The following is a 26,376-nucleotide window of genomic DNA, read 5'->3' as shown; positions in this document are numbered from 1 at the left end:
CTACTCTCCTTCCAGAAATTGCTCTATTGATCTGCAGGTGGTATTCAGGGCATCCGCCAGTTCTGGAAGAATCCCGTCTATCCGCTGGATATCTGAAGACTCGCAGGCCAGCTGCAACTCCTTGCTGAGTTGTTGAATCCGCTGAGCCCCTATCGCCCCGGAACTGCCTTTAAGAGTATGAGCCTGACGCCCGGCCACATCCATCTCCTTGTCAGTGATCAAACGATTGACCTGTTCAACGAAATCGATGTACTTCAAATACTTTTGTAGAGAACGACGATATAAACCCATGTTGTGATTACAGTATTCGAGCCCCTCAGCAACGTTCAACCCTTCATAATTGGCAAACGTGTCCGCAGCATAATCGATTTGCATGGCAGTATTTTCGGCTTCTAACCGTTTCTGGTCAGCCGGTTTTAACTGTCCCAGCCACTTAGCAACCGTACGTAATAATTCTTGTATACGGACCGGTTTACTCAGGTAATCATTCATACCGACATTCATGAAGCGCTCGCGATCACCCGCCAGAGCATTGGCTGTCAGGGCGATGATCGGTAAATCGCTGTACTTGGGATTGGTACGCAGAATTTTTGTGGCGGTCATACCGTCCATCACCGGCATGTGCACATCCATCAACACGATATCGAAGTCTTCTTCTTCCAGTCGCTCAATGGCCTGCTGGCCATTTTCTGCCAGAGCAACTGACATTCCAGCTTGCCGCAGAGCATCCATAGCCATATCCTGGTTTATTTCATTGTCTTCTACAAGCAGCGCCCGATGTCCGGCCAGTACCGCTTTCAGCGCCTCATCACTGGTAGGTATCAAGGTATTTGCCGGTACCGTTAGCGCGACACCATCACCCAGCGCCGCAACCAGAGTATCGAGTAGCGCAGAGGGTGTGACCGGCTTGACCAACATACTGTGCAACTCAACGTCCCGTTCTTGGGCCTGTCGTGATAGTTCGCTCAGGTCATAGGCAGTCACCATGACGACCACTGGCGGATCCTGCAATTGCTGATGCTTACTAATCTCCTGTGCCAATGAAATTCCATCCTCGTCCGGCATAATCCAATCGAGCAACACCAGGCTGTAGGGATCAGCTTCCTGCTCAGCCTGCTCCAGTTCACTGATCACTTCATTGGCAGCAGTACAACCAGTGACACGGAATCCAAGTCCGGCGACCATTTCAGACAGAACATCCACTGATAACACGTTATCGTCGACGATCAATATCCGATGCTTTTCACGCTCGGCACTCGCCATGGTCCGACCAGACATAAAGGAGTCCTGACCATATCCCAGCTGTATCGAGAAGTAGAATGTACTACCATGCCCCAGTCGGCTGTTGACTTTGAGCTCCCCTCCCATGGCTTCCACCAGGCGCTTGGAAATAGACAACCCCAGCCCCGTACCACCGTACTGACGATTCACCGAATTATCCGCCTGGGTAAACATATTAAACAGGTTACGCTGCTTATCTTCAGCAATTCCGATACCTGTATCCTTAACATCAAAACGCAATGTAACCTGGTCTTCACTACGCTCCAGCTGTTGAATCCGAACGATAATCTCGCCGCTATCAGTAAATTTAACAGCATTGCCACCGAGGTTGATCAATACCTGCCCCAGTCGGGTAGGATCTCCCACCAATCCCATGGGAACATCGGAACCGATATCAAATACAAACTCCAGCCCCTTATCCTGAGCCCTCAATCCCACCACATTGATAATACGCTCCAGTACTTCGTTGAGGTCAAAATCCATCAGTTCAAGCTCAAGATGTCCTGCCTCGATTTTGGAAAAATCCAGTACATCATTGATGATGGCGAGTAGCGAATAAGCCGACGTAAACGCTTTCTCAATATACCCCCGGGAATCTGAATTCAGTTCGGTGTTGAGTGCCAGTTCAGCCATTCCCATAATGCCGTTGATTGGGGTCCGGATTTCATGACTCATCATAGCCAGGAATTCAGATTTAGCGTGGTTGGCTTCAACCGCCTGAATCCTCGCCTCTTCCAGTTCCCGGGTTCTTTCCTCGACCCGGATTTCGAGCATATCGCGGGATTTCATGAGCTCTGCAGCTACCCGCTTGCGCTCCTGTTGCGCCCGTATCGCTTGAATGCCATAGCCAATATCTGCCACCAGATCCCGCAACATGGCAAGCTCATCATCATCAAATATGTTAACGGCTGCTGCATATATCACCAGTACTGCCGGTAACGCCTCACCAACATCAATGGGGAGTGCGGCCACCGAACGGTATCCATGTTCACGGGCATCATCGCGCCAATATTCATAACGATCATCAGTGTACACATTCTGTATGATTTGAAACTGGTGACCGACAATGGCGTCTCCAGCCAACCCCCGGTTCTGCATACTCTCAGACCAGTGCCAGTGGAATCCACTCAAACTGTTGCTATCACAACCAGCGTAACTGACAGGTTTGATCGAATACTGCTCATCATATTCGGCAAATCCGATCCATGCCCGCACGTAACCGCCGAAATGAACAACCAGATAACAGGCATCCTGCAGCAGCTGGTGTTCATCAACCGCCCGTACCATAACTTCGTTGACAGACGAAATCACCCGTAACGTCCGGGTGGTTCTTATCAACTCCTGGTTGGATAATTTTCGTTCGGTGATGTCTTGAACTGTACCGATACACTGCTTCAGACTGCCGTCCTCCGCTAACTCCAGTTCGGCTTTTTCCTCGACCCACTTAACCTGTTTATTCACCACGATACGATGTTCGATATCGTAGTTCTCTCCTCTGAGCGCCCGTTCCCAGGCAAGGTTCATCATCTCTCTGTCTGCGGGATGGATAAATTCCATGAAATTGGCATAGGTCATAGGCGTGTCGATAGCAACACCAAAGATCCGATAGGTCTCAGCAGACCATTGCAGCTGACCAGTGGTAACATCTTTGATACTCCAACTGCCGATATGGGCCAACTCTTGCGCCCGGTTCAGTTTACCCTGACTGACTTCCAGTTCATGAGTACGCCGGCTGACCTGCCGGCGTAAACTCAGACTCCAGAAAAAGAATAACAAAATGGCCAACCCGGCAATCACGATTGACCGGATCCACGGCGCGTAATTAATCTTTTTTTCAAGCGTGACGGAGAACCATTTGCGATAGATTTCGTTGCGTTCATTCTCGCTGATTAAATCCAGGGTCTTATCGAGAATGCTGACCAGCAAGGGCTGCTTTCCAACCACGCCTACGGCCAGTTCATAATTATAAGGTGTCCCCCCGGCTATCTTGAGACCTGTCAGCCCTTCACGACTCATGATGTAACTGATCGCCGTCAGATTACCGATAAAGGCCTCGGCACTGCCATTGAGGACCATATTCAACCCGGATTGCACATTTTTGGTCGGACGCAGGATATAACCGGGATGATTTTCGCGAATCAATTGAGTGGCAATGTCATCAGCGACGGTGCTGACCGGAAGATTATTCAACAGCGTCATATTACTGACATAAGAGCTATTTTCCCGGGTAACAATCACCATCGGCAGCATGAGATAGGGCTTGGTATATAACAATCCCTGTCCATCCCATGATTTTGGATCAATGGCCGTGGTCATATCAAACCGGCCACGACTCAACTGCGTACTTACCGATTGCGGCATAGTCAGTGGAACAGCCGTCAGACGCACTCCCAGCAGTTCCTCTACACGCTTCATGTAATCTGCCGAAATACCAGTATAACGACCACGATCATCCGTGAACTCAACCGGGTAATTCGCCGGTCGGAACGCCACTCGAAATTCACTGTGCCGATTCAACCAGGATCGTTCTTCCGCGGTCAGACGAAACTCAATAGCTGCAGATCGACCCATCTGCGGTTTGTAGTCGACCTGTACCTGTTGTTCGTACCAACGATTTTTCAATGCCTCAGGCAATGTCTGTAGGGCTTTGTTAATCAGTGCAACTAACTGCGGCCAGTCATTGCGTATGGCAAATCCCTGAGAAGCAAAATCACCCGACAACACCGCCGCGAACTTCAGACTGTCCAACTGATGTTTCCGCATCAGATGGCTGCTAACTTCAATCGATTCCACACAGGCTTCCACATCACCGGATTCAACCGCCTGCAAACACTCCAACGGCGAACGCACGAATATACCTTTAATATCGGGGTAATCTCGCACCAGTGCAGCACTGGCCGCATAGTTCGGTATCAATGCCACAACCCTGTCACGCAAATCTCTGGGAGTCTGAAGGGAAACATTATCCTGGCGTGTCACAATGACAACCGTCACCGGCAAAAAGGTTTCCGTCAAACGGAAAAGCGAGCCATATTCCTGAGAGCCAGAGGCGGTTACGATGACATCAACATCCTGCTTCATGCCAATCTCTGCAATGTCCGTCCAGTCCGTTACCGGTACGTTTATCCACTTAACACCCAGCATACGCCCAAATACATGCAGATAATCCGGACCAAGACCAACATATTTACTATCCGGTAAACGGCTTGAGAACGGTGGATAATCCGGATTAATTGCAACCCGGATATTCTGATGTTCATTCAACCAATAGCGCTCGGCGTCAGTCAGACCCTGTTGAAACTCATTAATGGCCTGAAGGATGAGTACCTCATCTGCACCTGCCTCTTCGGCATAAAGGATACTACTCATCAGAATTAGAAAAATACCTGACAAATACCGTAGCCAGCGCAACTGAATTATTGAAAAATCATCCATAGGCAGCCATTCTCACCGTTAATTACATTTCTCACCCGGCGCAAGTTCAGGTAATTCACGTTTGGCGATGTTTTCCACCAGAATAGAGGAATTCTCAAGCACCTGTCGGGGGTCTGATGGAAAAAAATGCAATCGATCCAGTGTCGGCACTCCTCCAGGTAATGGGACATCGTCTCGCACGGACATAGTGCCAAGCTCTCGACTCATAAAAGCCTGGCCGGTGTGGGACAATAGCCAATCAATAAGAATCTGTGCCGCTTTGCATTCATGACAGCTTTTCAGTAAAGCAAGAGGTGCAGCAATAATAATGGTCCCATCTATTGGATAAACATAATCGATCGGTAATCCATCCGAGTCTTCCAGCAAACTACGCACAGTAGTGTCGATAGAAATACCGGCAGCGATATCGCCATTGGCAATCATATTAGACAACTGACTGTTACTTTGTACTATCACTAGTCCATTAGCTGTCAATTCATCAAAATAATTAACCCCATAACCAGGGTCATTCATAAGACTGGTGAGCGTGTATTTTGCTGCTCCTGATACTGCCGGGTTAACAATCGCCACACAGCCATAAAGTTCTGGATCTGTCAGTGACAGATAGTTGATAGGCTTAATACGTACTTTTTCTTTGTTGTAGACCACCACCATATTGAGCACCTGACCACCGGTATAATAATATTCAGGCTCAACAAACAACGGATAAATATGATCGAGAGATTGGGATTTGTAAGGTTGCAGCAATTGTTCTGCTTTGAGGTCCTCGGCACTGCTGAAATCTGCCAGCCATAAGACATCCGCTTCGGAACTACCACTTTCCTTATCCTGCTTGATCCGTTGCAGAATCCCTTCTGTACCGGATTGATGCAGATGAATTTTGATGTTTGGATGGAGTTTTTCAAAATGCGCCACAATTGCCTGAATCTGTTGCTCAGGTAGCGCACTGTAAAGCTGAACAGTGGTATAACCCCCCGTATCCCCAGCCGAATTCCGGTCATCACATGAAAGCAATAATGACACCACGGCTATCACTACCATCCAGTATCGAACAAAAAGCGTTGACAGGACACAAGTCCTTAAATATACGAACATATCCGCTCCCTCATGGTGGTATCACCACCGGATAAGATGCATGATTTCAGTCCCGACCAAGTTCCTGTAGCCGGTGTTTTCAACCTCTATAAGTCAACCTGCCAAGCTTGCCAGATGAGCCTCAATAGCATATGTGTTACATCAATATACGACACAGCAATATCTCCAACTCCGGCGGTTTGAATGGTTTGGTAAGAAATTCATCCATACCGGCACCCAATGCCTGTTGTCGTTCGTGCTGGCTGTCGCCTGCGGTTAAGGCAATCACCGGCAAAGTTTCCAGACCGGCTATTTGGCGCAATTTTTGAGTCGCTTCATAACCGTCCATAACCGGCATGTTGCAATCCATCAAGACACAGTCGAATGATGCCTGCTGCAATAACGTCAATGCTTCAGCACCGTTCCAACAACCTGTCACCTGGGCTCCGAGTTGTTCAAGTATTTCCAGCACAATATCCTGGGTTAAATCATCATCTTCTACCAACAACACTTTTTTATCGCGTAAAGGTCTGTCATCGTCGCGCTCCCGCCCATCTGTCCCCCAGGCAGGACTGGAACACTTACTGTCTTTTTGGAACTGCCGCATACGAACCTGCCTCCTGTTATCATTGACATTGGAGTCTTCATCCGGATACACCGAATTAATTGGCCCGCTATCTTTTTATTATTTTTTCCACTCTTCTCGGCGCAGTAAACTCCAGCACCGGCAGGTTTGTGATTTTCTACTAGCGACCGTCAGCTACCTGCCGTTGTTGCACCCATATATCAAACTGATCCGCAGACATAGGCCTGGCAATAAAATATCCCTGGACCAGATCGCACCCGGCATTGGCCACTTTATTCCAATCACTCTGATCCTCGACGCCTTCAGCCACTATCGTCATGTTCAGTTTCCGGCCCAGTTCCGCGCTGGATTCCAGAATCGCGCTGGCAGTGGAATCATCTGAGGCACTGTGGACAAATGCCCGATCAATTTTCAGTTCGGTAAAAGGAATTTTGTGCAGTTGCACCATCGTGGAATAGCCGGTACCAAAATCATCAATACTGAGACCAAACCCTTTCAACCGTAGCCGGGTCAGAACATCCAGAGAATATGTAAGATTCTGCATCAGTCGTGTTTCTGTGATTTCCAAAGTAATGCGATTAGGTGGCACATTGTTCTTACGCACGAGATCATCAATACGTTCCGGCAAATTGACAACCGACAGACTTTCACTCGAGAGGTTTAACCCCATATCAATGTTATACCCGTCCCGCAGCCATTTTCCCAACTGATGGATCGCCTTATCAAACACGACCCACGATAACTCATCGATCAGCCCCTGTTCTTCCGCCAGTCCGATAAAACTGGCCGGCATCAACCACCCTTTTTTTGGATGATGCCACCGAGCCAATACCTCCACCGCAGAAACGCGACCATCAGTGATGCGCACCTGAGGCTGATAGTACGGTGTGATTTGCCGCGCACCAATGCCCAACGTCAGCAACTCATGGAGAGAAACCTGTTCTATCGGTCGTTCAGAAGGTCCGCCACTGGCAGGTTGCAGTGTTAACAGTTTGCGATGTAATTGCTCTGCAGTCACCGGTTTGGCAAGAGATCCCAATACCCTCAGATTCTGGGCATGTGCGAGGCGTTGGGCGGTATTCAGGATGCGAGAGTCCTCTCCACTCAACAGTACCAGCGCACCGCCGTATCGACGCTGGGAAAGATTCCTCAATACTTCAATGCCATCCATACCAGGCATATTCAAATCCAACATCAGGACATCGTAGCTTTCACCAGAGTCTATTCTGGTCAATGCCGCTGCCCCATTTTCGCAGGTTATTACCTTGTTAACTTCTAAGTCATTCAGGATATCAATCATCATCTCCAACAATAGCGGATCATCATCCACAACCAGAACGCGCAAAGATGTCATTAAACTATCCGAAGGCATTAACTATTCCTTTTTGCAATAGACCGGGCTCTAAAATCAACAGTTTCCCATGTTCAATTTCTGAAACCATCATTTAAATCAAAATACCGTTATAGCCTATAACGAACTGTCATATTCAGGTGCATCTTATCTGGAGAATGATCTGATTTTTCGGAGATTCTCAACATCTAAAGATTGCTCACCTTCATCATGTTTTTGTAACCACTGCCTACAACGGAAATCCGGTCAACGATTATTCCGTTTATACAAAAGTGCAAGCATTTTTCATGATTTAGCAGTACTGATGAAATGACAAAACCAGTTTATCGAACATAAGAAATATCTGACGATAACTAACTTCTTAAAGTGTAGACAACTTTATCAGGATATCTGCACAAATCGCTTTGCTGTGCAAAAAAAAGAAATGATCATAGACCAGTGACTGCCTGCCGAATGCAAGGATAAACACCTGACTCAACTCGATAACTACTGGAATCAGGATCAGTCGATGATGGGAAAGAACCTGACAAAACGATATGACAACGTTTCCCAGAGTCATTGTTAGCAGAAAGTTCATTATAAAGTATGACAAGAAAATCAAAAAAACATTAGGCGATAATAAGCACGCGCATATATGTGATAATGAGTAACTGCATATTAACCCCGGGTTATATTCGTTTAGAATGTAACCAGCACTCTGACGGTGGCATAACAGATTCACCCCCTGCTATGCCATTTGCGAATATCAACTATTGGTCACACACGTCGCCAGTCACTGCAGATGCTTGTCCGCCACCCTGACCAACAAGGCCAAATTCAACACTTTGTGAGGGAGTAATAACCCCATTCCAACTAAGGTTTGAAGCACTGTAATTCCCACTGCCACTGAGATTGGCATTCCAGCTTGTGAGGATCTGCGTTCCATCCGAATAAGACCAATTAACATGCCAACCATTTATAGTGGAAGTGCCATTATTGGTAATTCGAATAACGCCCTGAAAACCGCCCGACCATGAACTCGTCACAATATGCTCACACAGTACAGCACCATCATCCGGAGTTCCGTCATCGCCATCATCATCGCCGATTGTCGTTCCCCAATTGGAGATAATATTCTTGACAAACTGACCTGATGCAGTGAGATCAGAAGCACTCCATTGCCCTCTGGGGTTAACACCATTCTTGATGATGGATGACCCCTCTTCCTTATCACTGACGGCCCAATTCAAATGCGAGATCTTGTTTTGCTTCAAAAAAGCTAACCATGCATTGGTATTTGCTTCGGCGACCGCCCCATCACCATCAGCATTGACTGCCCCCCATTCAGTGACCATCAGAGCAACACCATTATTTAACGCAGTCTGCGCCTTATCACGCAGGTATTGTCCATGAGTCCCGGCATAAAAGTGCAGCGTATAAGCAATGTTGGTCCCCATAATAGGATCACGTGATGCCACATCAACATCCTGAGACCAGGTTGGGGTACCCACGATGATCAGGTTATCCGGATCAATTGCCCGGATTGCAGAAATCACGTCTTCTGCATAGGGCTTGATAACATTGCTCCAGCTGATTGATAGTGGTTCATTGTACACTTCATAAATCACATTATTATGGTGACCGTACTGACTCGCCATTCGTTCAAAAAACGCAATCGCTTCGGATTTTTTATCTTCAGCATGGTGAGAGTGGAAATCAATGATCACATAGATGTCATTGGCAATGGCAGCTTCGACAACGGTTTCAATACGTGCCACATTGCCTTGTGGATCTTCCATATATGAGCCATCTTCATCCGCACCTAACGCAGCTCTGACAATGGTACTTTTCCAATCATCTTTCAGCCATTTCACCACTTCTGCGTTATACATCTTTTCCTGTTCCCAGCCGGTATTGCTCCAGAAAAAAGAATTACCCGCAAAGCTTTTGGCTTCACCGCCACTGAGCACTCTGTTACCGCTAACGGTTAGTGGTGGTAGATCTGCATAGGCCTGGCCAGCAACAGCGAACGCCATGCAACATGCCAGGGATTTTAAATTTGGAATGACACTCATCTTCATATTATTTGCCCATGTTGTGATTGAATGAATGTTTCTAACCGGCTCAGGATGAATGCAGGTTGTTGACCTGTCGGTGTCAAAATCAGACTGATCCTGTTATCACTTGCATTTCTATTACAGGAAGGCAAACGCCGACCAGAAAAGAATAGGTAACACTACCTTGTCAACAACCATCCAAACACTCATTCCATCAACTGACTGATGCACAATCAGAACTCCAGGGAGAAACCAAAAATCCGCTGCAACCACCATTTCATGGGGCTGACATGTTTTTTCGAAACCACAGACGCTCTCTGTAAAACCTGTAACCCATCGTTATCTCCAACAGGGCTTTCACTTATTACTTAGGTATTGACCTAAGTAATAAGTCAGTCAATACTGCGCTCATGCCAGCTCAACAAAGCAAACTCAATCATGTCTTTCACGCCCTGTCTGACCCTACCAGACGAGCAGTAGTGGCTCGCCTGAAACTGGGGCCGGCTGCAGTTAGTGAACTGGCAATGCCATTTGACATGGCCCTGCCTTCCTTTATCCAGCACATGGGCGTACTGGAAAAAAGCGGGCTGGTCAGTTCGAAGAAACAAGGCAGAATCCGTATTTACGAACTGACTCCGACAACACTGGAAGTAGCGGGTGGCTGGATTACACAGCAACAAAAAATGTGAGAACAACGGTGAGCCAACTGCAATGGCATTTTATCAAGACTGAAATACGGCACTGGATCAACTGATTCAATATGGAAAAAGCTGGTAACAGAAAGAAGCATGAGGAATACAACAACGGATAGCACAGATAACGCCGGCTCACCGTCAAACTACCTGAAATAACCAGTTTAACAAAATCAACGGGTATCACTCTTAATGCAAACGCTGTCATGAAAATTCTGATCATCGAAGACGATCACAACGTTGCCAGTTATGTGGCCAAAGGTATGAAAGAAGCGGGCCATGTCAGTGACACTGCAGACAATGGTAAGGATGGTTTATTTCTCGCCAGCACCGAAAAATATGATGCCATCATTGTTGACCGCATGCTGCCGGAGCTTGATGGCCTGACCATCATCAAAACCCTGCGAGGTGCAGGTAACCCGGTTCCGGTATTGATCCTGAGCGCCATGGGGGACGTAGATGATCGGGTAAAGGGATTGCGCTCAGGCGGCGATGATTATCTGGTCAAGCCGTTTGCATTTGCCGAACTACTGGCCCGGATTGAAATACTCGGGCGCCGTTCAACAGTACTGACCAGCCAGCATACTGAAACCCGTCTGATCGCCGTAGACCTGGAACTCGATCTACTCACTCGTAAGGTGCATCGTAACGGTCAATCCATTGAACTACAGACCCGGGAATTCAATCTGCTCGAATATCTGCTCAAATACAAAGGCCAGGTTGTTACCCGTACTATGCTGTTGGAAGCGGTGTGGGATTATCATTTTGACTCTCAGACTAATCTGATTGATGTCCATATCAGTCGATTACGTAAAAAAATTCACGACCAGGAAGGTAACATCATTAAAACCGTACGAGGTGCCGGCTATATCATCGAAGACAGTCTTTAGAGCCTATACCCGCAGCTCCAGTTTTAAAATGGCAGTGATATTTACAATCCTGCTTGGCTTATCTGCATTGTTACTGGGCTACTTTCTATATGATTTTGGTCAGCGTAATTTCCTGCGCGAAACAGAAGCGGCCCTCGACAGTGAAATCGAGCACATTCTGATTGTCTTGAATGAAGATTACTCGCCGGAGCACATCGCCCAATACATCGACCAACGTACCCGTCAGAAAACCAACCCGGTTTACTACTACCAGGACTATCAGGGAAAGCGGTTAGCAGGAAAACTGCTCACCATGCCAGAACAGGTCAAGCGTATTAAGGAAGGTATTGTCAGTTTTCAACTGCAACGCGACCATCAGTCCATTCTCTATGCCGCCAAAATTTATACCTTTGAAGATGGTTCTCAGCTATTAGTCGGACGCGACATCGATGAAATCAATGCCGGGTATGAACGACTCAAACTGTTCAGTGCGTTCATCATGCTGTTCATGCTAATGGTAATACTCGGTAGTTTTTTTATCAGTACGTTCGTGGTCAGTCGCATCAATATTATCGCCAAAACCGCGCAAACCATTATGGAAACCGGCGACCTCTCTCAGAGAATTTCCATTAAAAGCCGTTGGGATGACCTGAGCAATCTTGCCCAGATACTGAACGAGCTGTTGGCACGCATTGAAAACCTCATGCATGGTATACGCGATGTCAGCGACAATATTGCCCATGACCTTCGAACTCCGCTGACCCGACTGCGAAATGATCTTGAAGACTTTAAACACCACCCGCAACAGCACAATGCTGATCATCTTATTCAGGAAGCCGATCAGATCCTGACCACATTCAACTCCCTATTACGAATCGCTAACATTGAAAAATCTACCCGCCATCAAAAATTTGAGCGACTAGACCTGAGCAAAATCCTCCACGATGTCATTGATCTGTACGATCCTCTAGCCGAGGCAAAGGAACTTCAGCTACTGGTATCTATTTTGCCGGATGTACATATTTTTGGTGATCGTGATCTGTTGTTTCAGGCGTTTGCCAATCTGCTCGACAATGCCATTAAATTCTCCCCCCACGGCAAGAGCATCACAATCTCACTGCAATACCACCAGCAACATCTGGAAATGAAGCTGGTGGATACCGGGTGTGGTATTTCCGCACAGGATACTCCTCGGGTATTCGAACGTTTTTTTCGCGCCGATCAAAGCCGGTCTCAACCCGGCAGCGGGCTCGGACTCAGCCTGGTAAAGGCTATACTCGACCTGCATCAAGCGACTATCCTGCTGGAAAACAATGATCCTGGCTTACGGGTCCGGGTCATATTCAAACATTAAATTTTTGTAATAATAAAGTAAGTCGCTGGTATGGAAGGCAGCGATACACTGAGCCCAACATCCTGATGGACTGGACCTAATGAAAATCGCAATTATCGGCACCGGCATTGCGGGCACCGGCATTGCCCATCTGTTGCACCACTACCACGACCTGACCATCTACGAAAAAAGTGATACTCCAGGGGGGCACAGCCGTACCGTGGTCGTCGATACCGATGGTGGAAAGACAGCGGTGGACACTGGCTTCATCGTCTTTAACAAGCGCAACTATCCACTGTTGACCGCTCTTTTTAAACAATTAGGCGTTCCCATTGCCAAAACCAATATGTCATTTGGAGCAGACATTGACAACGGATGGTTGCAATACGGTACCTATTACAAACTGCGAGGATTATTTGCTCAGAAACGTAACCTGTTTCGCCCTGCCTACCTCAAAATGCTCGCGGACATCATCCGCTTTAATCGCAACGCTTATCGCTATATCGAACAAGAGACTGACTTGACTCTGGGCGAACTGCTGACCGAAATGAAACTGGGTAAATGGTTTCGGGACTATTATCTCCTGGCAATGGGCGCCGCCATTTGGAGTACGCCAAGTCAGAAAATGCTCGATTTTCCAGCACTGACTTTCCTGCGCTTTTTTGATAATCACGGCCTGCTGACAGTTGCCGATCACCCGCAGTGGTACACCGTTATTGGCGGCAGCCGCGAATATGTCCACCGAATTACCGAGCCTTTTAAGCAGCAGATAAAACTCAACTGTGCGGTACAATCAGTCGAACGGCGGGAAAATTTTGTCACGGTTACAGACCAATCCGGACACTGCGAGCATTACGATGAAGTCGTGTTCGCATGTCACAGCGACCAAGCTCTAAGACTGCTTAAAAATCCGACATCAACGGAACAGGACATCATTGGAGCCATTCAATATCAAACTAATGAAATGTTCTTACACACTGACACCCGTTTTATGCCAGCCCGCCAACAGGCGTGGTCAAGTTGGGTATATCAGTCATTGAAACGGGGAGATCACAGTGACCAGATATCACTGAGTTATTGGATGAATAATCTGCAACCATTACAGACCCAAACGCCGCTGATCGTCACTCTGAATCCGGCCAATTCTCCAGCGCCGGAAAAAGTGCTTGATCGGCATACTTTTGAACACCCGGTTTTTAACAGTCAGGCAGTTGCCGCTCAGGCGCGTTTGGATGAAATACAGGGTAAGGACAGAATCTGGTATTGCGGAGCCTGGCAACGATATGGCTTTCATGAAGATGGACTCTGGAGTGCGGTCAACGTGGCAGGCAAGATGGGGATCAAACCAAGATGGATATGATGACACCACAGCTATTGGAAGCAACCGTCGGTCATAGACGATTGTTTCCAACTGAAAATCAGTTTGAATACCGAATTTACTACCTTGTTCTGCCGATCTCAAAACTGGTTGGTCAAACTCATATCAATGGACTCGCTATCGATCATTTTGCACCATTGAGCTTTTATCACCGCGATCATGGCGGACATCAGGACAAGGAAAACCTGAATGGTTGGGCCAATAACATATTGCGGGCTTATGAATTGGACCGGATCATTACCAACATTACGCTCATCACTCTGCCCAGAGTCATGGGCTATACCTTCAACCCCGTCAGCTTCTGGATTTGCCAGGACTCAAACGGACAAATTCGTGCCGTTTTGAACGAGGTCAACAATACTTTTGGCGAAAGTCATACATATCTGTGTGCTCATAGTGATACCCGGCCAATAAAGGGCAGCGACTGGATCAATGCCGAAAAGCTATTCCACGTTTCGCCATTTCTGCAGCGATCCGGCGAATATTGTTTTCAGTTCGATATCTCCAACCATCAACTGAGCATCCGTATTAATTATCGGGACAGTGACGGTCAGAACCAATTATTAACATCGCTGGCCGGCAACCTGATGCCAATGAATCCGGGCAATCTGCGTCGCATGTTCTGGCGTTACCCGTTGATCACCGCCAAAGCGATTACTCTGATTCACTGGCAAGCCATCAAACTGGCGCTGAAAAAAGTCGGTTTCTTTTCCCATCCGGACCAACTTCCGGAAAAACTATCATCCAGTACAGGCCAGCACCGAAAAACTATCGATTCCTGACAAATTTGTCATGTTCTGGTAAGTCCGGTTTAACCGGCGGTGCAGTAGACTGCTCGACAATAACCTTAGGAAAACATATCAGGATACATATATGTTTTATCGCGCTATTGCTGACAAACTGTTTGCTGTTCTCAACCTCACTAAATATGGACAACTCATCCTGACACTGCCGGATGGCAGCGAGCGCACATTTGGTGGTAATCACGAGGGTCAATTCGCCAGAGCAACAATACATGACTGGCGAACAGTCACTGCATTTGTATCAAAAGGCGATACCGGCCTTGCTGAAGCTTATCGTGATGGCTGGTGGTACACCGATGACCTATGTACATTTTTACTGTTCGCTTTAGAAAATGAGGCCATTATCAAACCGGTGCTTCATGGCAGCCCACTGAAAAACCGTTTGGCATCACTGCTTTATTTATTACGCCGGAACACCATCCGCGGCAGCCGCAAAAACATTCAGGCGCATTATGACCTGGGTAACGATTTTTATCAGCTGTGGCTCGACCAGACCATGACGTATTCTTCTGCACTTTATCATTCTGAGAATGAGTCACTGGAGCAAGCACAACTGAACAAATATGACCGGCTGATCGATCACCTGGATCACCGTTCCGGCAGACTCTTGGAAGTAGGCTGTGGATGGGGTGGATTTGCCGAACGGGCGGTTAGTCGCAGCGATTGTGACTTTGAGGTAAAAGGCATTACGCTATCCCAACAACAGCATGAATATGCCAATGAAAAACTCCAACAGCGGGCCAACATCGTATTAGAGGATTACCGCCATCAGCAAGGCCGATATCAGAATATTGTATCCATTGAAATGTTCGAAGCTGTTGGGGAAAAATTTTGGCCATTGTATTTTAAAAAACTGAAAACGCTACTCGCCACCAATGGTAAAGCAATGATTCAAACCATCACCATTGCGGATCATTTGTTTGATCGTTACCGCCGTGGCGGGGACATGATACGTGATTATATTTTTCCGGGTGGAATGCTTCCCTGCCCTGCCCGCTTCAAACAGGAAGCAGAGAAAGCCAATCTTCAGGTATGTGAACAATTTGCATTTGGAGAAGACTACGCCACTACCGTAAAACAGTGGCTCAACGCCTTTGAGACGAATATAGAGGCCATTTACGCACTCGGTTACGATGAAGGATTTATCCGCCTTTGGCGCTTTTATCTGGCCGCCTGTTTTGCCGGTTTCAAGGTAGGCCGCATCAACGTGATGCATATGGATGTCCGTCATGCATAAGTTGGTTAGCACGATCGGATTATTACTGATCAGTCAGTTCATTTTTGCCAGTCAACTGCTGCAACAGTATGTGCCGGACGCGCAATTGAGCGGAGAAACAACCCGATATCGCTATCTGTTTTTCAACCTCTACGATGCCTCACTCTATGCTCCCAATGGTCAATGGAGCATGGGTCAACCATTTGCCCTGTCGCTTACCTACCTGCGTCATCTCAAAGGTGAAAAAATTGCAGAACAGGCCGTTGCCCAGATTCGGAGTCTCGGTTTCGATGATGAAGTCAGACTGGCAAGCTGGTATTCCCAACTCCTGAAAATCATTCCAGATGTCGGCCGTAACAGCACGCTAACTGGAGTCTATCTGCCGGGTGATAAAACGATATTTCTACAGAATGAAAAACCTATCGGCACGATCAGAGATCCGGACTTCGGCCACTGGTTTTTCAGTATATGGCTTTCCGATAAATCACCAGAACCGCAACAATTCCGAATTCTGACCGGTACGCAGATATCGTATCAATAGCAGCCATTACCCTGTCCATGCTTGCTATCAAGTTAATCACGATGAAAAGATGTACAGGCTTTAGTCGTATAGACCAGTGTTCACTTTTAACAAGGAGTGTCACATGGCTTTGCGGAGTTTTAACAGAGCTATTCAAATAAGTTAAGGAGGACTTTTTTGGATACAGGGCTACAACCCTGATCCCTACAATTGAACAGGAGATCAATTATGTTACGCCTACTAACCATTGCAGGAGTCTTGATCATGCTTTCCAGCTGCAGCAGCAACAAACTAAGTTATTACGATAACACAGAGCCCAAACTTGCATTTGATGAATACTTCAGTGGAAACCTGAACGGCTGGGGACTGGTACAAAACTGGAAAGGTCAAGTGGTAAGACGGTTCGATATTAAAATGACCGGCTCCTGGCAGGGTAACAAAGGCGAATTGCATGAACAATTCCACTACTACGATGGTGAAGACCAACAGCGGGTATGGCGGATACAGAAACTGGGTGACGGCAGCTTCGAAGGTCGGGCGGATGACATCCTCGGACCGGCAGTTGGTGCCTCTAACGGCAATGCCATTAACTGGCACTATGTCATTGATCTGCCTGTTGGCGGCAAAGTATACCGGGTTAAATTTGACGACTGGATGTGGCTAATGAATGATGGAGTTCTGATCAATCGTTCGTATATTAAAAAATTTGGTATTACGGTAGCGGAACTCACCATTTTCATTCAAAGAGCGAAACCTGAATAATGATATTCAATCAAGAAACTATCTGGATTATTGGCGCCAGCAGCGGCATTGGCGCGGCTTTGGCCGAAAAACTGGCTCGATCCGGGGCCACTCTGATACTCTCGGCCCGCCGGGCTGAACGTCTCGAACAACTACGACAGTCGCTACCCGGTGATCACCATGCAGTGCCCATGGACATCAGCCGGATTGAAGATATCCATCAGGCCACTCAGACTGTACTTGAGATAACAGGCAAACTCGATCGAGTCATTGTCATGGCCGGCACATATGCTCCTTCAAGCATCGACAAAATGACTGATGATAACCTGAACATGATTACGTCAGTAAATTTTGTCGGCCCGGTGCGGGTCGCTCAATGTGTCATGCCGATATTTCGACAACAAGGCCATGGGCAACTGGCATTGTGTGCCAGTGTGGCCGGCTATATCGGTCTGCCATACGCACAGCCTTACAGCGCCAGCAAAGCGGCACTCATCAACTTTGCCGAAAGCCTGTATGCGGAAGCGCCACCAACCACCGATATCAAACTAATCTGCCCGGGCTTTGTCAAAACGCCCATGACGGATAAAAACCGTTTTAAAATGCCGATGATCATCGAACCTGAGCAAGCGGCTGAAGCCATTACCAAAGGCTTGAACAGTCAACACTTCGAAATTCACTTCCCCAAAAAATTTACACTGTTACTCAAGATGCTGCAAAGTCTGCCATACCGGATAAAGCTGTCTCTCAGTCGGAAGTACCGTCCCAAGGGAACATAACTCGATTCAAAAAGTCATATGCCAGACTTCACAACGATCCCTCCAGCATGATAAAACCTACCTTTAACGTTGGCTTTTCCCTGCTGGAGCGCGTACATGACTGATCGCATTACAAATCCATGCAAAATCCTTGAAGCCGACATGTCTCCCGCCCAGTGACTGAAATTCTGCATTTTTTCGTAGCCGAATACAGTGACACGGAAAAGGTCAGTAATGGCGGCGGTCTGGTACACAAGCAGGAGCACATTAAAGTACTGGAGTTACCCTTTAAACAGGTCTGTGCCATGATGACAAACGGAGACATCAAAGACGCTAAGGGCCTCTGAAAAATAGGAATAGTTTTGATACAGGCGAGGAAGCACCACTCGCAACACCGCCATTTACAGACGTAAATGAGGATGTGAGACGGGGGCTGACAACGTCCTGCGCGAAAACAGGCCATTTTTCAGAAGTTCCCTAAAACAATTATGTTGCTGCACAGCAATTGGTGGACTAAATACCAGCGAACGACCCCGGAGCAGACATTGAAGCACGTATTTTGGTTGAGAGACGGACAACTGGCAGGCAGAAGCGGCCCCAACAAACATCCCTGGCATATTGAGACGTTCAAAACTCAAGGATTCTCGGCCATTTTGAGTGTCAATGATGGCGAAGGTGCTCATGAAACTCTGATCAGGCAACATGGTCTCAATTATGCCCACATTCCCATGTCGGACAATGCACCGCCAAGACCCGGCGATAAACAGTACTGTCTGTCCCAACTTCCTCTCGCCATATCATTTATTACTGACCACCTGACCGGTGGCCCGGTATTAGTTCATTGTCGTTCTGGTAAGGACCGCACGGCAATGGTGATGGCAGCAACATTAATGATGATGGAACGAATCAGTGCACAGGCCGCCATGGACGACATCATCAGCGTGAGGCCGATTGCTTTTACGGCGGAAGGCTGGGCTGATTTTGCCCAAGATGTTTTAACCGAATTTGAAAAACAGCAATTTACCACCTCATAAGCCGATGTACACGGATAACAGGTAACCATGACCCAATTTCAGCCCACAGCACAACACCCACGCGGAAACCCTCTTGAAGTATTGATGATATTTTTAAAGTTGGGTTTGACTTCGTTTGGCGGTCCAATTGCCCATCTGGGGTATTTTCATAAGGAGCTGGTCACCCGCCGGCGCTGGGTTAGCGACAGCCAGTTCAGCCAGCTACTGACAATCTGCCAGTTCCTGCCAGGGCCCGCCAGCAGTCAACTGGGGTTTGCACTTGGCCTGATGCGTGCCGGCTGGCTGGGCGCTCTGGCCGCCTTTGTGGCATTTACCCTGCCCTCTGCGCTGATATTGACCGGGTTTGCAGCATTTTTGCCGTATCTACCTCTCAGCACAGGTACCGCCGTAATACATGGTCTTAAATTAGTCGCCGTGGTGGTGGTCACCGATGCGGTTTTAACCATGTTGAAAAATCTGTGTCCCGATGCCAGTCGTAAATCCATTGCCATCTTCTCTGCCTGCCTGCTGCTGCTAACGAGCGCGGTCTGGGTACAATGGTTGGTACTGATCATTGGAGCGCTGGCCGGTGTTAATTTCTGTCGTGGAACCACAACGCTGGCAGACAATACCATTGCTGTTGGTTATGGCAAACAAACCGGGTTTTTGCTGTTTTCAGCATTTCTGATACTGCTGATCGGGCTGCCTATGATCACCAGTCATCATTCTGGCCTCTTGACAATTATTAACCTGTTTTATCAGGCCGGAGCATTGGTATTTGGAGGCGGCCATGTCGTACTACCGCTACTCCAGGATTCCATTGTTTCCGGTGGTTGGATGAGTAACGAAACCTTTCTGGCTGGCTATGGCGCGGCCCAGGCAGTGCCAGGACCAATGTTTGCATTTTCTGCCTATCTGGGTGCATTTATGCCGACAAGCTATCACAGCACAGTGATCGCCGGAGTAGCCCTGCTGGCCATTTTTCTGCCCGGCCTGCTGCTGGTGGCTGCAGCACTGCCTACCTGGCAGTTGTTTTCCCGCAATGCTTTGGCAGCCAGTGCGATAGCCGGTATCAACGCAGCCGTGGTCGGACTACTGGGCGCGGCACTCTATGACCCCGTCTTTATTAGCAGTGTGACAAGCGCACAGGATTTTGCCATTTGTATCATTGCCTTTGGACTTTTGCGGATCTGGCGTGTATCGCCCCTCGTTGCTATTGGCTGGTGTGTACTGGCAAGTCTGTTACCGACGGCCCTGTAAACCGAACAGGTATTTGCGGCAGAGTGTCGAAAAAGACGCTCTGCCTGTTTCCATCCCAGATAGCCACCCGCTTGCTGCACAAATCAGTACATTCCATGTCGTTTCACAACCAGCGCTTAAGAGTCAGCTTTTTAAGCCGAATTCCTGTATTTCATGGCGCTATCCATTAACATGACCAGAATAGTTTTCGAATACCCAGGAGAGTACATGTTTCGCTTGCCGTTTTTATCAATCCTGTTTATCTGGCTGGCCGGCTGCAGTGGCACGACGATTCAACCTGCTACAATTGACCCGAAGACAATGCTGGGAAAAGAACAGGGACTGGTCGTTCTTGAAGTGGTAAATAACACCCACCGTTTATCAGAAAAACATAACGGTTGGACAGAAGTCATCGCGCTCAGAGTCGATCCCCTGGATGCTGCCCGACAGGATGTACAGCAAGCTGCCGAAGAGGCAGACGAAACCTATGATCCGGAACAGGTGAAATGGAAGCCGGATGTGTATTCTCTGACACCGGCCAAAGAAGGTACTCAGACCAGCCAGCTGTTTGTCGGCAGTCTGCCTCCCGGTGACTATATGATCTCCAGACTATTCAGTTACGACGGAAACTCAGATGTCACCATGTGGATCTCCATGCCGGTCATGCAAGCCAGTGGTCTGTTCCACGTCAGCAATGGTACCGTCAGCAATCTCGGAACACTGGTCTTTCAGCCTCTGTCCAATATCGAAAAAACCGCATTCTGGGAGTGGCGTTCATCAGACAAAGGCTTTGTCACCCGCTTACCCGAACAGACGGATCTCCACAACTTCGTCTTTACCAAGTACCCGGAATACAGGTCCACTTTTCAACCTGACAATAACGCCTGGAACCCGGATGCGCTGGATAACCTGCGCAACCAATTGGCCTCATTGGTCAAACAAAATGCTTACGCCAGTCAGGCCGTCAGGCTGAACCAGTCAGACCAGCGTGCTCTGCTTGGCAAACTCGGTCAACTTAAAATAATTGATCAGGATAACCATTGGAACAGTTTCAGTCTGCCCACCAATGATCAGTTGAACGCAATACTGGAGACGGATCAAGGACTGATCGTTGGTAGTGAGCGTGGTCAGCTGTTTACACTGATGCCGGATCGAAGTTGGTTCAGCAGTCATCCAGTCCCCCGTACAGAAGCTATCGTCTGGTTAGGCTCATCTCCGGATACTCACTTTGCTCTGACCCGGTCTGATCAAAACTACTACGTATATCAGTTTACTGATGTTCAGGAGGCATGGGAGCAGGTAAACCATTTCGTTGCCCCAGCGTCCACTGGCATGGAAGAAAAAGTGTCGGCGTTTATCGGTAGCGACGATATCCTCCATATCATCAGTCACAACAAGCACTACCGTTATCATCAGTCCGAAAAAAGCTGGGACTCACAACCCAGCCCGGCAATCTGGAATGTTCAAAAACTGAAAGACGGCACATTGACGGGCAACAAATTTGCTCTCATGGGCCTGCAAGCCACTCAGGTCATTAGCGTGGACGACGGCATCAGTTGGCAGAAAATCAGTCGCAGCACGACTGGACAAAGCAATAGTAAGGCGAAAGTCAGTCCAGTTGCCATACTCGAAAACGGCCTGGTTGTCACCTCCGGAAAACCCTATTCTGCTCGTCTGGATAGTACGCAGCGGTTTATACTGACATCCTCAAAAGCAGACGTGCAAAAACGCAACAGCTGGCAATCTCATTACCCGATTTATCCCTATTGCCAAACCTTAATACCACAACTGACTAACGCCAATACGCTGTTTTTTCTATGCAGCGATGGAAGCATTGTCAGCACTCCAGACCTGGGCAAAAGCTGGCAGACCGAAATGAATATTGATTTAAACGCGATGCTTAAAACATATACAGGGCTGCTCAACTCGCTGAAGCAAACAGAATAGCGCTCTGCCAGCTGATCACTGGAAAAGGGTTCTCATGGCCATTATGAGAACCCATAAAGCTGGTGCAAATCGCCTCCGGCTCACGCTGGACTGACAACCTGTTTGGCAAACCACGATAAGGATATTTATGAAGGCTCTATGACGGATGATTTCCATAAGCAGCCGCTGTTTTTTTGCGCCTCTGGTCAATCTCCCCTCAACCGGGCCAAGATAACAACAGATATATCAAACAGAAGACGACAGGATATAACTTCGTCGCTGGTGATGGCGCCGTGTTAAATGATGATGCTGAAAAACCAGTGGTACCTTTAAGAAAAAACGCCCAAAAGCCTCGCAATGACACAGCATTGAAGATGCAGATATTTATCCTTATCTTCTCTGATACCGGTTCAGTCGGCATAAACAACCACAAGATTAATAACTCCACATCCAAATGGAATAGCAATAACACACGAAAAATTCAAACCAAAAGAAATGAGTAATACTTCTCATATTTATTTGATATTCTCAACGCCCGTTGAAGCGCTCTTTTGTCACGAATTCTCTAAAGCCACTTCTGTAGTCACCACTCGTTACTTTCTAAATGTATAACCTTTTCAAGGAAAAACCATGAGATATTTCTCCTGCATGGGAGCGCTATTGATAGCTTCCTGCTACATCATATTGCAATCCACTTATTCTTATGCCACTCCACCACTGATCCCTGACTTCTCTACTGGCAAGCTACTGACGAACAAACCTATCAACACCGAATCTCGAACGACGATCGATAGAATAAGGAAAAACATTTATCAGGAACTCAGACATAACCCGGCCGAATTACGTAAACAAACCAGTCAACTAGCTGAATCAGCTGACCCTCTAATGTACAACATTAATTTAGGAAACCAGTACATTGATGTCCTGACAGCAGATGCGCCCGAGCACTGGTATTTATTCAGTTCAGCAGAAGCAGGAAAAGTAACGGTGTTTGCTTCCAATATTCCGGAGGCCGTTACATACAAAGTCTTTCTTTTCAGCAAGCCACTTGGAGCATCGGCTTCAGAATATGTATCACAAGGCGCTTCAACCACAATAAGAGCTGCCCATCAGCAGATCAGTGCAGTCAACTCTGACAAACGCGACTACATTATGGTTGTTGTCGCTGAAGATACGGTATCCAGTGAAAGTTTTAATATTGGCACTGTATTTTCCACAGAATATGACGCAAATGAACCAAACGACAGCTTCTCTCAAGCCACCGAAGTTGAGGCCATGAGCGACATTACCGCAGCCCTGGATAACAACTACGACATTGATATATTCAAATTTACCCAGTCAACACAAAAGAACGTGGTGATTTCGATCACTGGTGGAGACTACAATGCAATTCTTTTTAATGAGAAGGGCCAGAGCTTATATGAGAAGCCGTTTGAAAGTGACCACGCTTACATCCAGACCCTTCCCGCTGGCAACTACTATTGGGAAGTATACTCACCCACTAATAATGTTATTGCTACCGAACCTTATACCTTAAGTACCCACGAATACCTGGCTCAGCTATCGCTTCAAATGGAGACGGATCAATATGGTGGCCATTGGCTAGACTATGGCGATGGGCAGTATTTTGCTATATATCAGAGCGCCTATGTAAAAGGGCGGGCAATCAATAAAGAAGGAAAACCACTGGCTGGTGCAAAGCTACAGTTTACTTTATCAAATGGCATCGCCAACCTCCCGGATCAGGTTTCCTATACCACCACTGATGAGAACGGATATTATCGGGTAAAAGTCTTATCACCAGCAGGGTATGGCAGAAAGCATTTTTATGGTCCGGTAATGACCTATTCCTACGACCTATTCAGTTTACAGGTAGCGGTTATATATGGCTCAGGCCAATATAGTGTACCCAGCCTGTTAGTACAGGAAATTCGAAACTCAGAGGTATCCGCAGAATACACAACAACTCGTAGCGGTTTTATTTATTATGATATCTATAGCATGCGATACCATGGCTAAAAAGCATTGATGCTCTTTTGATTCGATCACGAATCCATGACAGACATTAATCAGATAGCCATATCATCTTAATCAAATAGAAATATCTGAAATCGACATAGCCAGTGTATGCGCCGTCATTCACTGGCTTATTGTATATTTTGAGATCTTTTGATCCAGCTATCGGCAAATATACAACCGCCATAGGTTCCATGATCTGGTATGTAGTACGCATACGGAAGGACCATGATCACTGAGTCAGGAAAGGGTGGTGAATGGCATAAACAACACATAACCACGGGTTATCAGACAATAAAACAGGCACTTTTACGCCCGGAAACCAGTCAACCGATTTTTTTTATATCTGGAATACTCATCACGGGGATGCCGTTCGATAATTAGGCAAAAACAGCACATACCCTCATTGAAAGTCAGCATTCAATCACGAAAAAATGTCATTCATTCAGAGAATAAATCGGTTAAACAAGGTTCCGTTAAACTTAATCACTCCAGATATGTTCCGCCATTTTTTGGTATTCCCTTCTATCCTCTTGGTCCAGGTTTTCCGGATCACAAAAATATAATTCAGGTAACCCTTCACTTCTAAGAACACGTTCAAACGGTTCATATCTGTCAGGATGTTCACGACGTTTGGTTTCCCGCCGGCATTTACCAAATGGAGCAGCACATCCACCGTTGGGGAATATAATGCGTTCCGTAGAATTAACCGCTTCTTCAAAAGAACCGTATTTTTTATCAGACAAATCAGCAGCTGCTCCTGGCGGACACCAGCAAAAACAATAATGCCTGGGACATTCATTCAAAGGAGGTCTGGAATGTATTTTCCACTTTTTCATAGGATTATTTTAGTTAACATCTAAATAACAGGTGAAATAGGCTTCAGTGAGTTTTTAATTTGGTGCATTTCTTACAATAGTTGCTTATCTGCACAAACTCTGCACCTGGCCGTGCGACATGCCCGATGGATTGCTTGACCCCTCAGAGCAGCAACAACGACATAAAGACCCATTTAAAATGGTCTTCTATCGTACTATTTTTACATGACAGTTCGTATTGACCGGCAAACTCTTACTAGCGTTCTGCATTTTATATGCCCATCCACAGGCAATATGATTCTCAGAACTTCGAACATTTCCATGCTCACTTTATCTCATTGCATCATTAGGGAACTTCTGGAAAATGGTCTAATTTTTGCGCAAGACGTTGTCAGTTCCATCTGTAGGCGGCGCCCTCTCGAATCCTCGTTTACTCAAGTAAACTGCGATTTTGCGAGGTTGCTTCCTTGCCTACTGCACTAAAAGGATTCCTATTTTTCAGAGGTTCCTTAGGTGTTTCTTATAATTTTTTTGCTCTTAAGGCCAGTCAAGACCTATTTTTCCGTCTCCTGGCAACATATTTAACATATACTTTTAATAATAATTCACTTTTCCGAACCAGAGCAACCCTGATTACTTCAAAACCAACAGTTACTGAAATATCTGGCTGCGTACTACCGAGTCCGCTAAAGGTATTTGCTATTGAGTATTTTTGCAGATGATTCCAGGTGTGGAACAGGGCGGGAGCAGTATCCACTATTGATCGTTTTTGCCGGTTATTCGCCCAGGGCCTGCCGCAATTCCTTATAGCTGCCATCAATGGATTTATTTGCTGTGTCTATCGTCAATATAGCATTCTGCCATGAATGATATTCCCGACTCAGCACTTGTGCCCAGTTAGGTAAGGTCAATCCTTGCACATCGGGCATCCGCAGCTCAATCCGTTTTCTATGCTCCACCGGGTCAGAACAGATTATTTCTATATCCACGTATTCAGCATCACTGGCATGCGCAATTTCATGCCATTCCATTCTGGTGAGTTTGATTGGATTGCAGGAATCAGCAATCACACTGAGCTGCAGCTGTAAATTATCTGCGGCGATACGATACGCCAATCGGTACCCTTCACTGGAAACATCATAATGACAGAGATCTCTGATTCCCTGCTCAATCGTATCAATTCGTAGATAGACAGCACCTGTTTCGGCAGCCAGCCGTTGTGCCAAAGTTGATTTGCCAGATCCAGGCAGACCGGAAAAGATGTAGAGAGTAGGTCGCTTCATGGCAGACT

Annotated in this window: 21 protein-coding genes; 14 read left to right on the top strand and 7 right to left on the bottom strand. The window is 47.0% G+C overall.

The window, feature by feature from the left end:
* From ACQY6I_RS22855 to ACQY6I_RS22835, 5 genes are all read right to left on the bottom strand, one after another.
* The gene (locus tag ACQY6I_RS22855; protein ID WP_428243911.1) at nucleotides 1-4,650 is read right to left on the bottom strand and encodes a response regulator; all 4,650 of its coding nucleotides are present in this window, start codon (nucleotides 4,648-4,650) and stop codon (nucleotides 1-3) included.
* Between the two features lie 84 nt (nucleotides 4,651-4,734).
* Nucleotides 4,735-5,811 carry an extracellular solute-binding protein gene (locus ACQY6I_RS22850; RefSeq protein WP_428243910.1) on the bottom strand — a complete coding sequence of 359 codons (1,077 nt, stop codon included), beginning with the start codon at nucleotides 5,809-5,811 and terminating at the stop codon, nucleotides 4,735-4,737.
* Nucleotides 5,812-5,947: 136 nt separating this feature from the next.
* Nucleotides 5,948-6,397, bottom strand: coding sequence for a response regulator (locus ACQY6I_RS22845; protein WP_428243909.1), 450 nt, complete (start codon nucleotides 6,395-6,397; stop codon nucleotides 5,948-5,950).
* 139 nt (nucleotides 6,398-6,536) lie between these two features.
* On the bottom strand, nucleotides 6,537-7,748 hold the full coding sequence (locus ACQY6I_RS22840) for an EAL domain-containing response regulator (RefSeq protein ID WP_428243907.1): 1,212 nt from the start codon (nucleotides 7,746-7,748) through the stop codon (nucleotides 6,537-6,539).
* Nucleotides 7,749-8,476: 728 nt separating this feature from the next.
* Nucleotides 8,477-9,742: a cellulase family glycosylhydrolase gene (locus tag ACQY6I_RS22835; RefSeq protein ID WP_428243906.1), complete on the bottom strand. Its 1,266-nt coding sequence runs from the start codon at nucleotides 9,740-9,742 to the stop codon at nucleotides 8,477-8,479.
* A gap of 431 nt (nucleotides 9,743-10,173) precedes the next feature.
* Between ACQY6I_RS22835 and ACQY6I_RS22830 the strand changes: the two genes are divergently transcribed.
* From ACQY6I_RS22830 to ACQY6I_RS22765, 14 genes are all read left to right on the top strand, one after another.
* Nucleotides 10,174-10,452, top strand: coding sequence for an ArsR/SmtB family transcription factor (locus tag ACQY6I_RS22830; RefSeq protein WP_428243905.1), 279 nt, complete (start codon nucleotides 10,174-10,176; stop codon nucleotides 10,450-10,452).
* A gap of 209 nt (nucleotides 10,453-10,661) precedes the next feature.
* On the top strand, nucleotides 10,662-11,345 hold the full coding sequence (locus ACQY6I_RS22825) for a winged helix-turn-helix domain-containing protein (protein ID WP_428243904.1): 684 nt from the start codon (nucleotides 10,662-10,664) through the stop codon (nucleotides 11,343-11,345).
* Nucleotides 11,346-11,373: 28 nt separating this feature from the next.
* Nucleotides 11,374-12,678 carry a sensor histidine kinase gene (locus tag ACQY6I_RS22820; protein WP_428243903.1) on the top strand — a complete coding sequence of 435 codons (1,305 nt, stop codon included), beginning with the start codon at nucleotides 11,374-11,376 and terminating at the stop codon, nucleotides 12,676-12,678.
* Nucleotides 12,679-12,757: 79 nt separating this feature from the next.
* Complete coding sequence (locus ACQY6I_RS22815; RefSeq protein WP_428243902.1) at nucleotides 12,758-14,017, top strand: NAD(P)/FAD-dependent oxidoreductase; 1,260 nt, start codon at nucleotides 12,758-12,760, stop codon at nucleotides 14,015-14,017.
* Entirely contained in the window at nucleotides 14,008-14,817 is an 810-nt protein-coding gene (locus tag ACQY6I_RS22810) for a DUF1365 domain-containing protein (RefSeq protein WP_428243901.1), read from the top strand. The genes ACQY6I_RS22815 and ACQY6I_RS22810 overlap by 10 nt, the downstream gene beginning before the upstream one ends.
* Nucleotides 14,818-14,908: 91 nt before the next feature.
* Nucleotides 14,909-16,075: a class I SAM-dependent methyltransferase gene (locus tag ACQY6I_RS22805; RefSeq protein WP_428243900.1), complete on the top strand. Its 1,167-nt coding sequence runs from the start codon at nucleotides 14,909-14,911 to the stop codon at nucleotides 16,073-16,075.
* Nucleotides 16,068-16,595 carry a chalcone isomerase family protein gene (locus ACQY6I_RS22800; RefSeq protein WP_428243899.1) on the top strand — a complete coding sequence of 176 codons (528 nt, stop codon included), beginning with the start codon at nucleotides 16,068-16,070 and terminating at the stop codon, nucleotides 16,593-16,595. The genes ACQY6I_RS22805 and ACQY6I_RS22800 overlap by 8 nt, the downstream gene beginning before the upstream one ends.
* A 207-nt stretch (nucleotides 16,596-16,802) precedes the next feature.
* The gene (locus ACQY6I_RS22795; RefSeq protein ID WP_428243898.1) at nucleotides 16,803-17,336 is read left to right on the top strand and encodes a DUF3833 domain-containing protein; all 534 of its coding nucleotides are present in this window, start codon (nucleotides 16,803-16,805) and stop codon (nucleotides 17,334-17,336) included.
* Nucleotides 17,336-18,094, top strand: a complete 759-nt coding sequence (locus ACQY6I_RS22790) for an SDR family NAD(P)-dependent oxidoreductase (RefSeq protein ID WP_428243897.1) — start codon at nucleotides 17,336-17,338, stop codon at nucleotides 18,092-18,094. The genes ACQY6I_RS22795 and ACQY6I_RS22790 overlap by 1 nt, the downstream gene beginning before the upstream one ends.
* A gap of 155 nt (nucleotides 18,095-18,249) precedes the next feature.
* On the top strand, nucleotides 18,250-18,420 hold the full coding sequence (locus ACQY6I_RS22785; RefSeq protein ID WP_428243896.1) for a hypothetical protein: 171 nt from the start codon (nucleotides 18,250-18,252) through the stop codon (nucleotides 18,418-18,420).
* 198 nt (nucleotides 18,421-18,618) lie between these two features.
* Nucleotides 18,619-19,107 (top strand): protein-tyrosine phosphatase family protein, encoded by a 489-nt coding sequence (locus tag ACQY6I_RS22780; RefSeq protein WP_428243895.1) that lies wholly within the window; start codon nucleotides 18,619-18,621, stop codon nucleotides 19,105-19,107.
* A gap of 27 nt (nucleotides 19,108-19,134) precedes the next feature.
* Entirely contained in the window at nucleotides 19,135-20,346 is a 1,212-nt protein-coding gene (chrA, locus tag ACQY6I_RS22775) for a chromate efflux transporter (protein WP_428243893.1), read from the top strand.
* Between the two features lie 207 nt (nucleotides 20,347-20,553).
* Nucleotides 20,554-22,272, top strand: a complete 1,719-nt coding sequence (locus tag ACQY6I_RS22770) for a hypothetical protein (RefSeq protein ID WP_428243892.1) — start codon at nucleotides 20,554-20,556, stop codon at nucleotides 22,270-22,272.
* Nucleotides 22,273-22,881: 609 nt separating this feature from the next.
* The gene (locus ACQY6I_RS22765; protein WP_428243891.1) at nucleotides 22,882-24,270 is read left to right on the top strand and encodes a hypothetical protein; all 1,389 of its coding nucleotides are present in this window, start codon (nucleotides 22,882-22,884) and stop codon (nucleotides 24,268-24,270) included.
* Nucleotides 24,271-24,749: 479 nt separating this feature from the next.
* On the opposite strand, the gene ACQY6I_RS22760 is transcribed toward ACQY6I_RS22765, so the two are convergent.
* Nucleotides 24,750-25,013, bottom strand: a complete 264-nt coding sequence (locus ACQY6I_RS22760) for a hypothetical protein (RefSeq protein WP_428243890.1) — start codon at nucleotides 25,011-25,013, stop codon at nucleotides 24,750-24,752.
* An 848-nt stretch (nucleotides 25,014-25,861) separates the two neighbouring features.
* Nucleotides 25,862-26,368 carry an AAA family ATPase gene (locus tag ACQY6I_RS22755; protein WP_428243889.1) on the bottom strand — a complete coding sequence of 169 codons (507 nt, stop codon included), beginning with the start codon at nucleotides 26,366-26,368 and terminating at the stop codon, nucleotides 25,862-25,864.
* Nucleotides 26,369-26,376: the final 8 nt, after the last annotated feature.

The organism is Gynuella sp., assembly GCF_050297175.1.
GTDB lineage: Bacteria > Pseudomonadota > Gammaproteobacteria > Pseudomonadales > Natronospirillaceae > Gynuella.
Note: the sequence above shows the minus strand (reverse complement) of the source record. Positions and strands in the feature narration are given on the sequence as shown.

What these genes read in the sequence shown, in the direction of transcription:
- ACQY6I_RS22855 (WP_428243911.1), bottom strand. Translation starts at nt 4,650, where the DNA reads ATGAGTAGTATCCTTTATGCCGAAGAGGCAGGTGCAGATGAGGTACTC.
- ACQY6I_RS22850 (WP_428243910.1), bottom strand. Translation starts at nt 5,811, where the DNA reads ATGTTCGTATATTTAAGGACTTGTGTCCTGTCAACGCTTTTTGTTCGA.
- ACQY6I_RS22845 (WP_428243909.1), bottom strand. Translation starts at nt 6,397, where the DNA reads ATGCGGCAGTTCCAAAAAGACAGTAAGTGTTCCAGTCCTGCCTGGGGG.
- ACQY6I_RS22840 (WP_428243907.1), bottom strand. Translation starts at nt 7,748, where the DNA reads ATGCCTTCGGATAGTTTAATGACATCTTTGCGCGTTCTGGTTGTGGAT.
- ACQY6I_RS22835 (WP_428243906.1), bottom strand. Translation starts at nt 9,742, where the DNA reads ATGGCGTTCGCTGTTGCTGGCCAGGCCTATGCAGATCTACCACCACTA.
- ACQY6I_RS22830 (WP_428243905.1), top strand. Translation starts at nt 10,174, where the DNA reads ATGCCAGCTCAACAAAGCAAACTCAATCATGTCTTTCACGCCCTGTCT.
- ACQY6I_RS22825 (WP_428243904.1), top strand. Translation starts at nt 10,662, where the DNA reads ATGAAAATTCTGATCATCGAAGACGATCACAACGTTGCCAGTTATGTG.
- ACQY6I_RS22820 (WP_428243903.1), top strand. Translation starts at nt 11,374, where the DNA reads ATGGCAGTGATATTTACAATCCTGCTTGGCTTATCTGCATTGTTACTG.
- ACQY6I_RS22815 (WP_428243902.1), top strand. Translation starts at nt 12,758, where the DNA reads ATGAAAATCGCAATTATCGGCACCGGCATTGCGGGCACCGGCATTGCC.
- ACQY6I_RS22810 (WP_428243901.1), top strand. Translation starts at nt 14,008, where the DNA reads ATGGATATGATGACACCACAGCTATTGGAAGCAACCGTCGGTCATAGA.
- ACQY6I_RS22805 (WP_428243900.1), top strand. Translation starts at nt 14,909, where the DNA reads ATGTTTTATCGCGCTATTGCTGACAAACTGTTTGCTGTTCTCAACCTC.
- ACQY6I_RS22800 (WP_428243899.1), top strand. Translation starts at nt 16,068, where the DNA reads ATGCATAAGTTGGTTAGCACGATCGGATTATTACTGATCAGTCAGTTC.
- ACQY6I_RS22795 (WP_428243898.1), top strand. Translation starts at nt 16,803, where the DNA reads ATGTTACGCCTACTAACCATTGCAGGAGTCTTGATCATGCTTTCCAGC.
- ACQY6I_RS22790 (WP_428243897.1), top strand. Translation starts at nt 17,336, where the DNA reads ATGATATTCAATCAAGAAACTATCTGGATTATTGGCGCCAGCAGCGGC.
- chrA (WP_428243893.1), top strand. Translation starts at nt 19,135, where the DNA reads ATGACCCAATTTCAGCCCACAGCACAACACCCACGCGGAAACCCTCTT.
- ACQY6I_RS22770 (WP_428243892.1), top strand. Translation starts at nt 20,554, where the DNA reads ATGTTTCGCTTGCCGTTTTTATCAATCCTGTTTATCTGGCTGGCCGGC.
- ACQY6I_RS22765 (WP_428243891.1), top strand. Translation starts at nt 22,882, where the DNA reads ATGAGATATTTCTCCTGCATGGGAGCGCTATTGATAGCTTCCTGCTAC.
- ACQY6I_RS22755 (WP_428243889.1), bottom strand. Translation starts at nt 26,368, where the DNA reads ATGAAGCGACCTACTCTCTACATCTTTTCCGGTCTGCCTGGATCTGGC.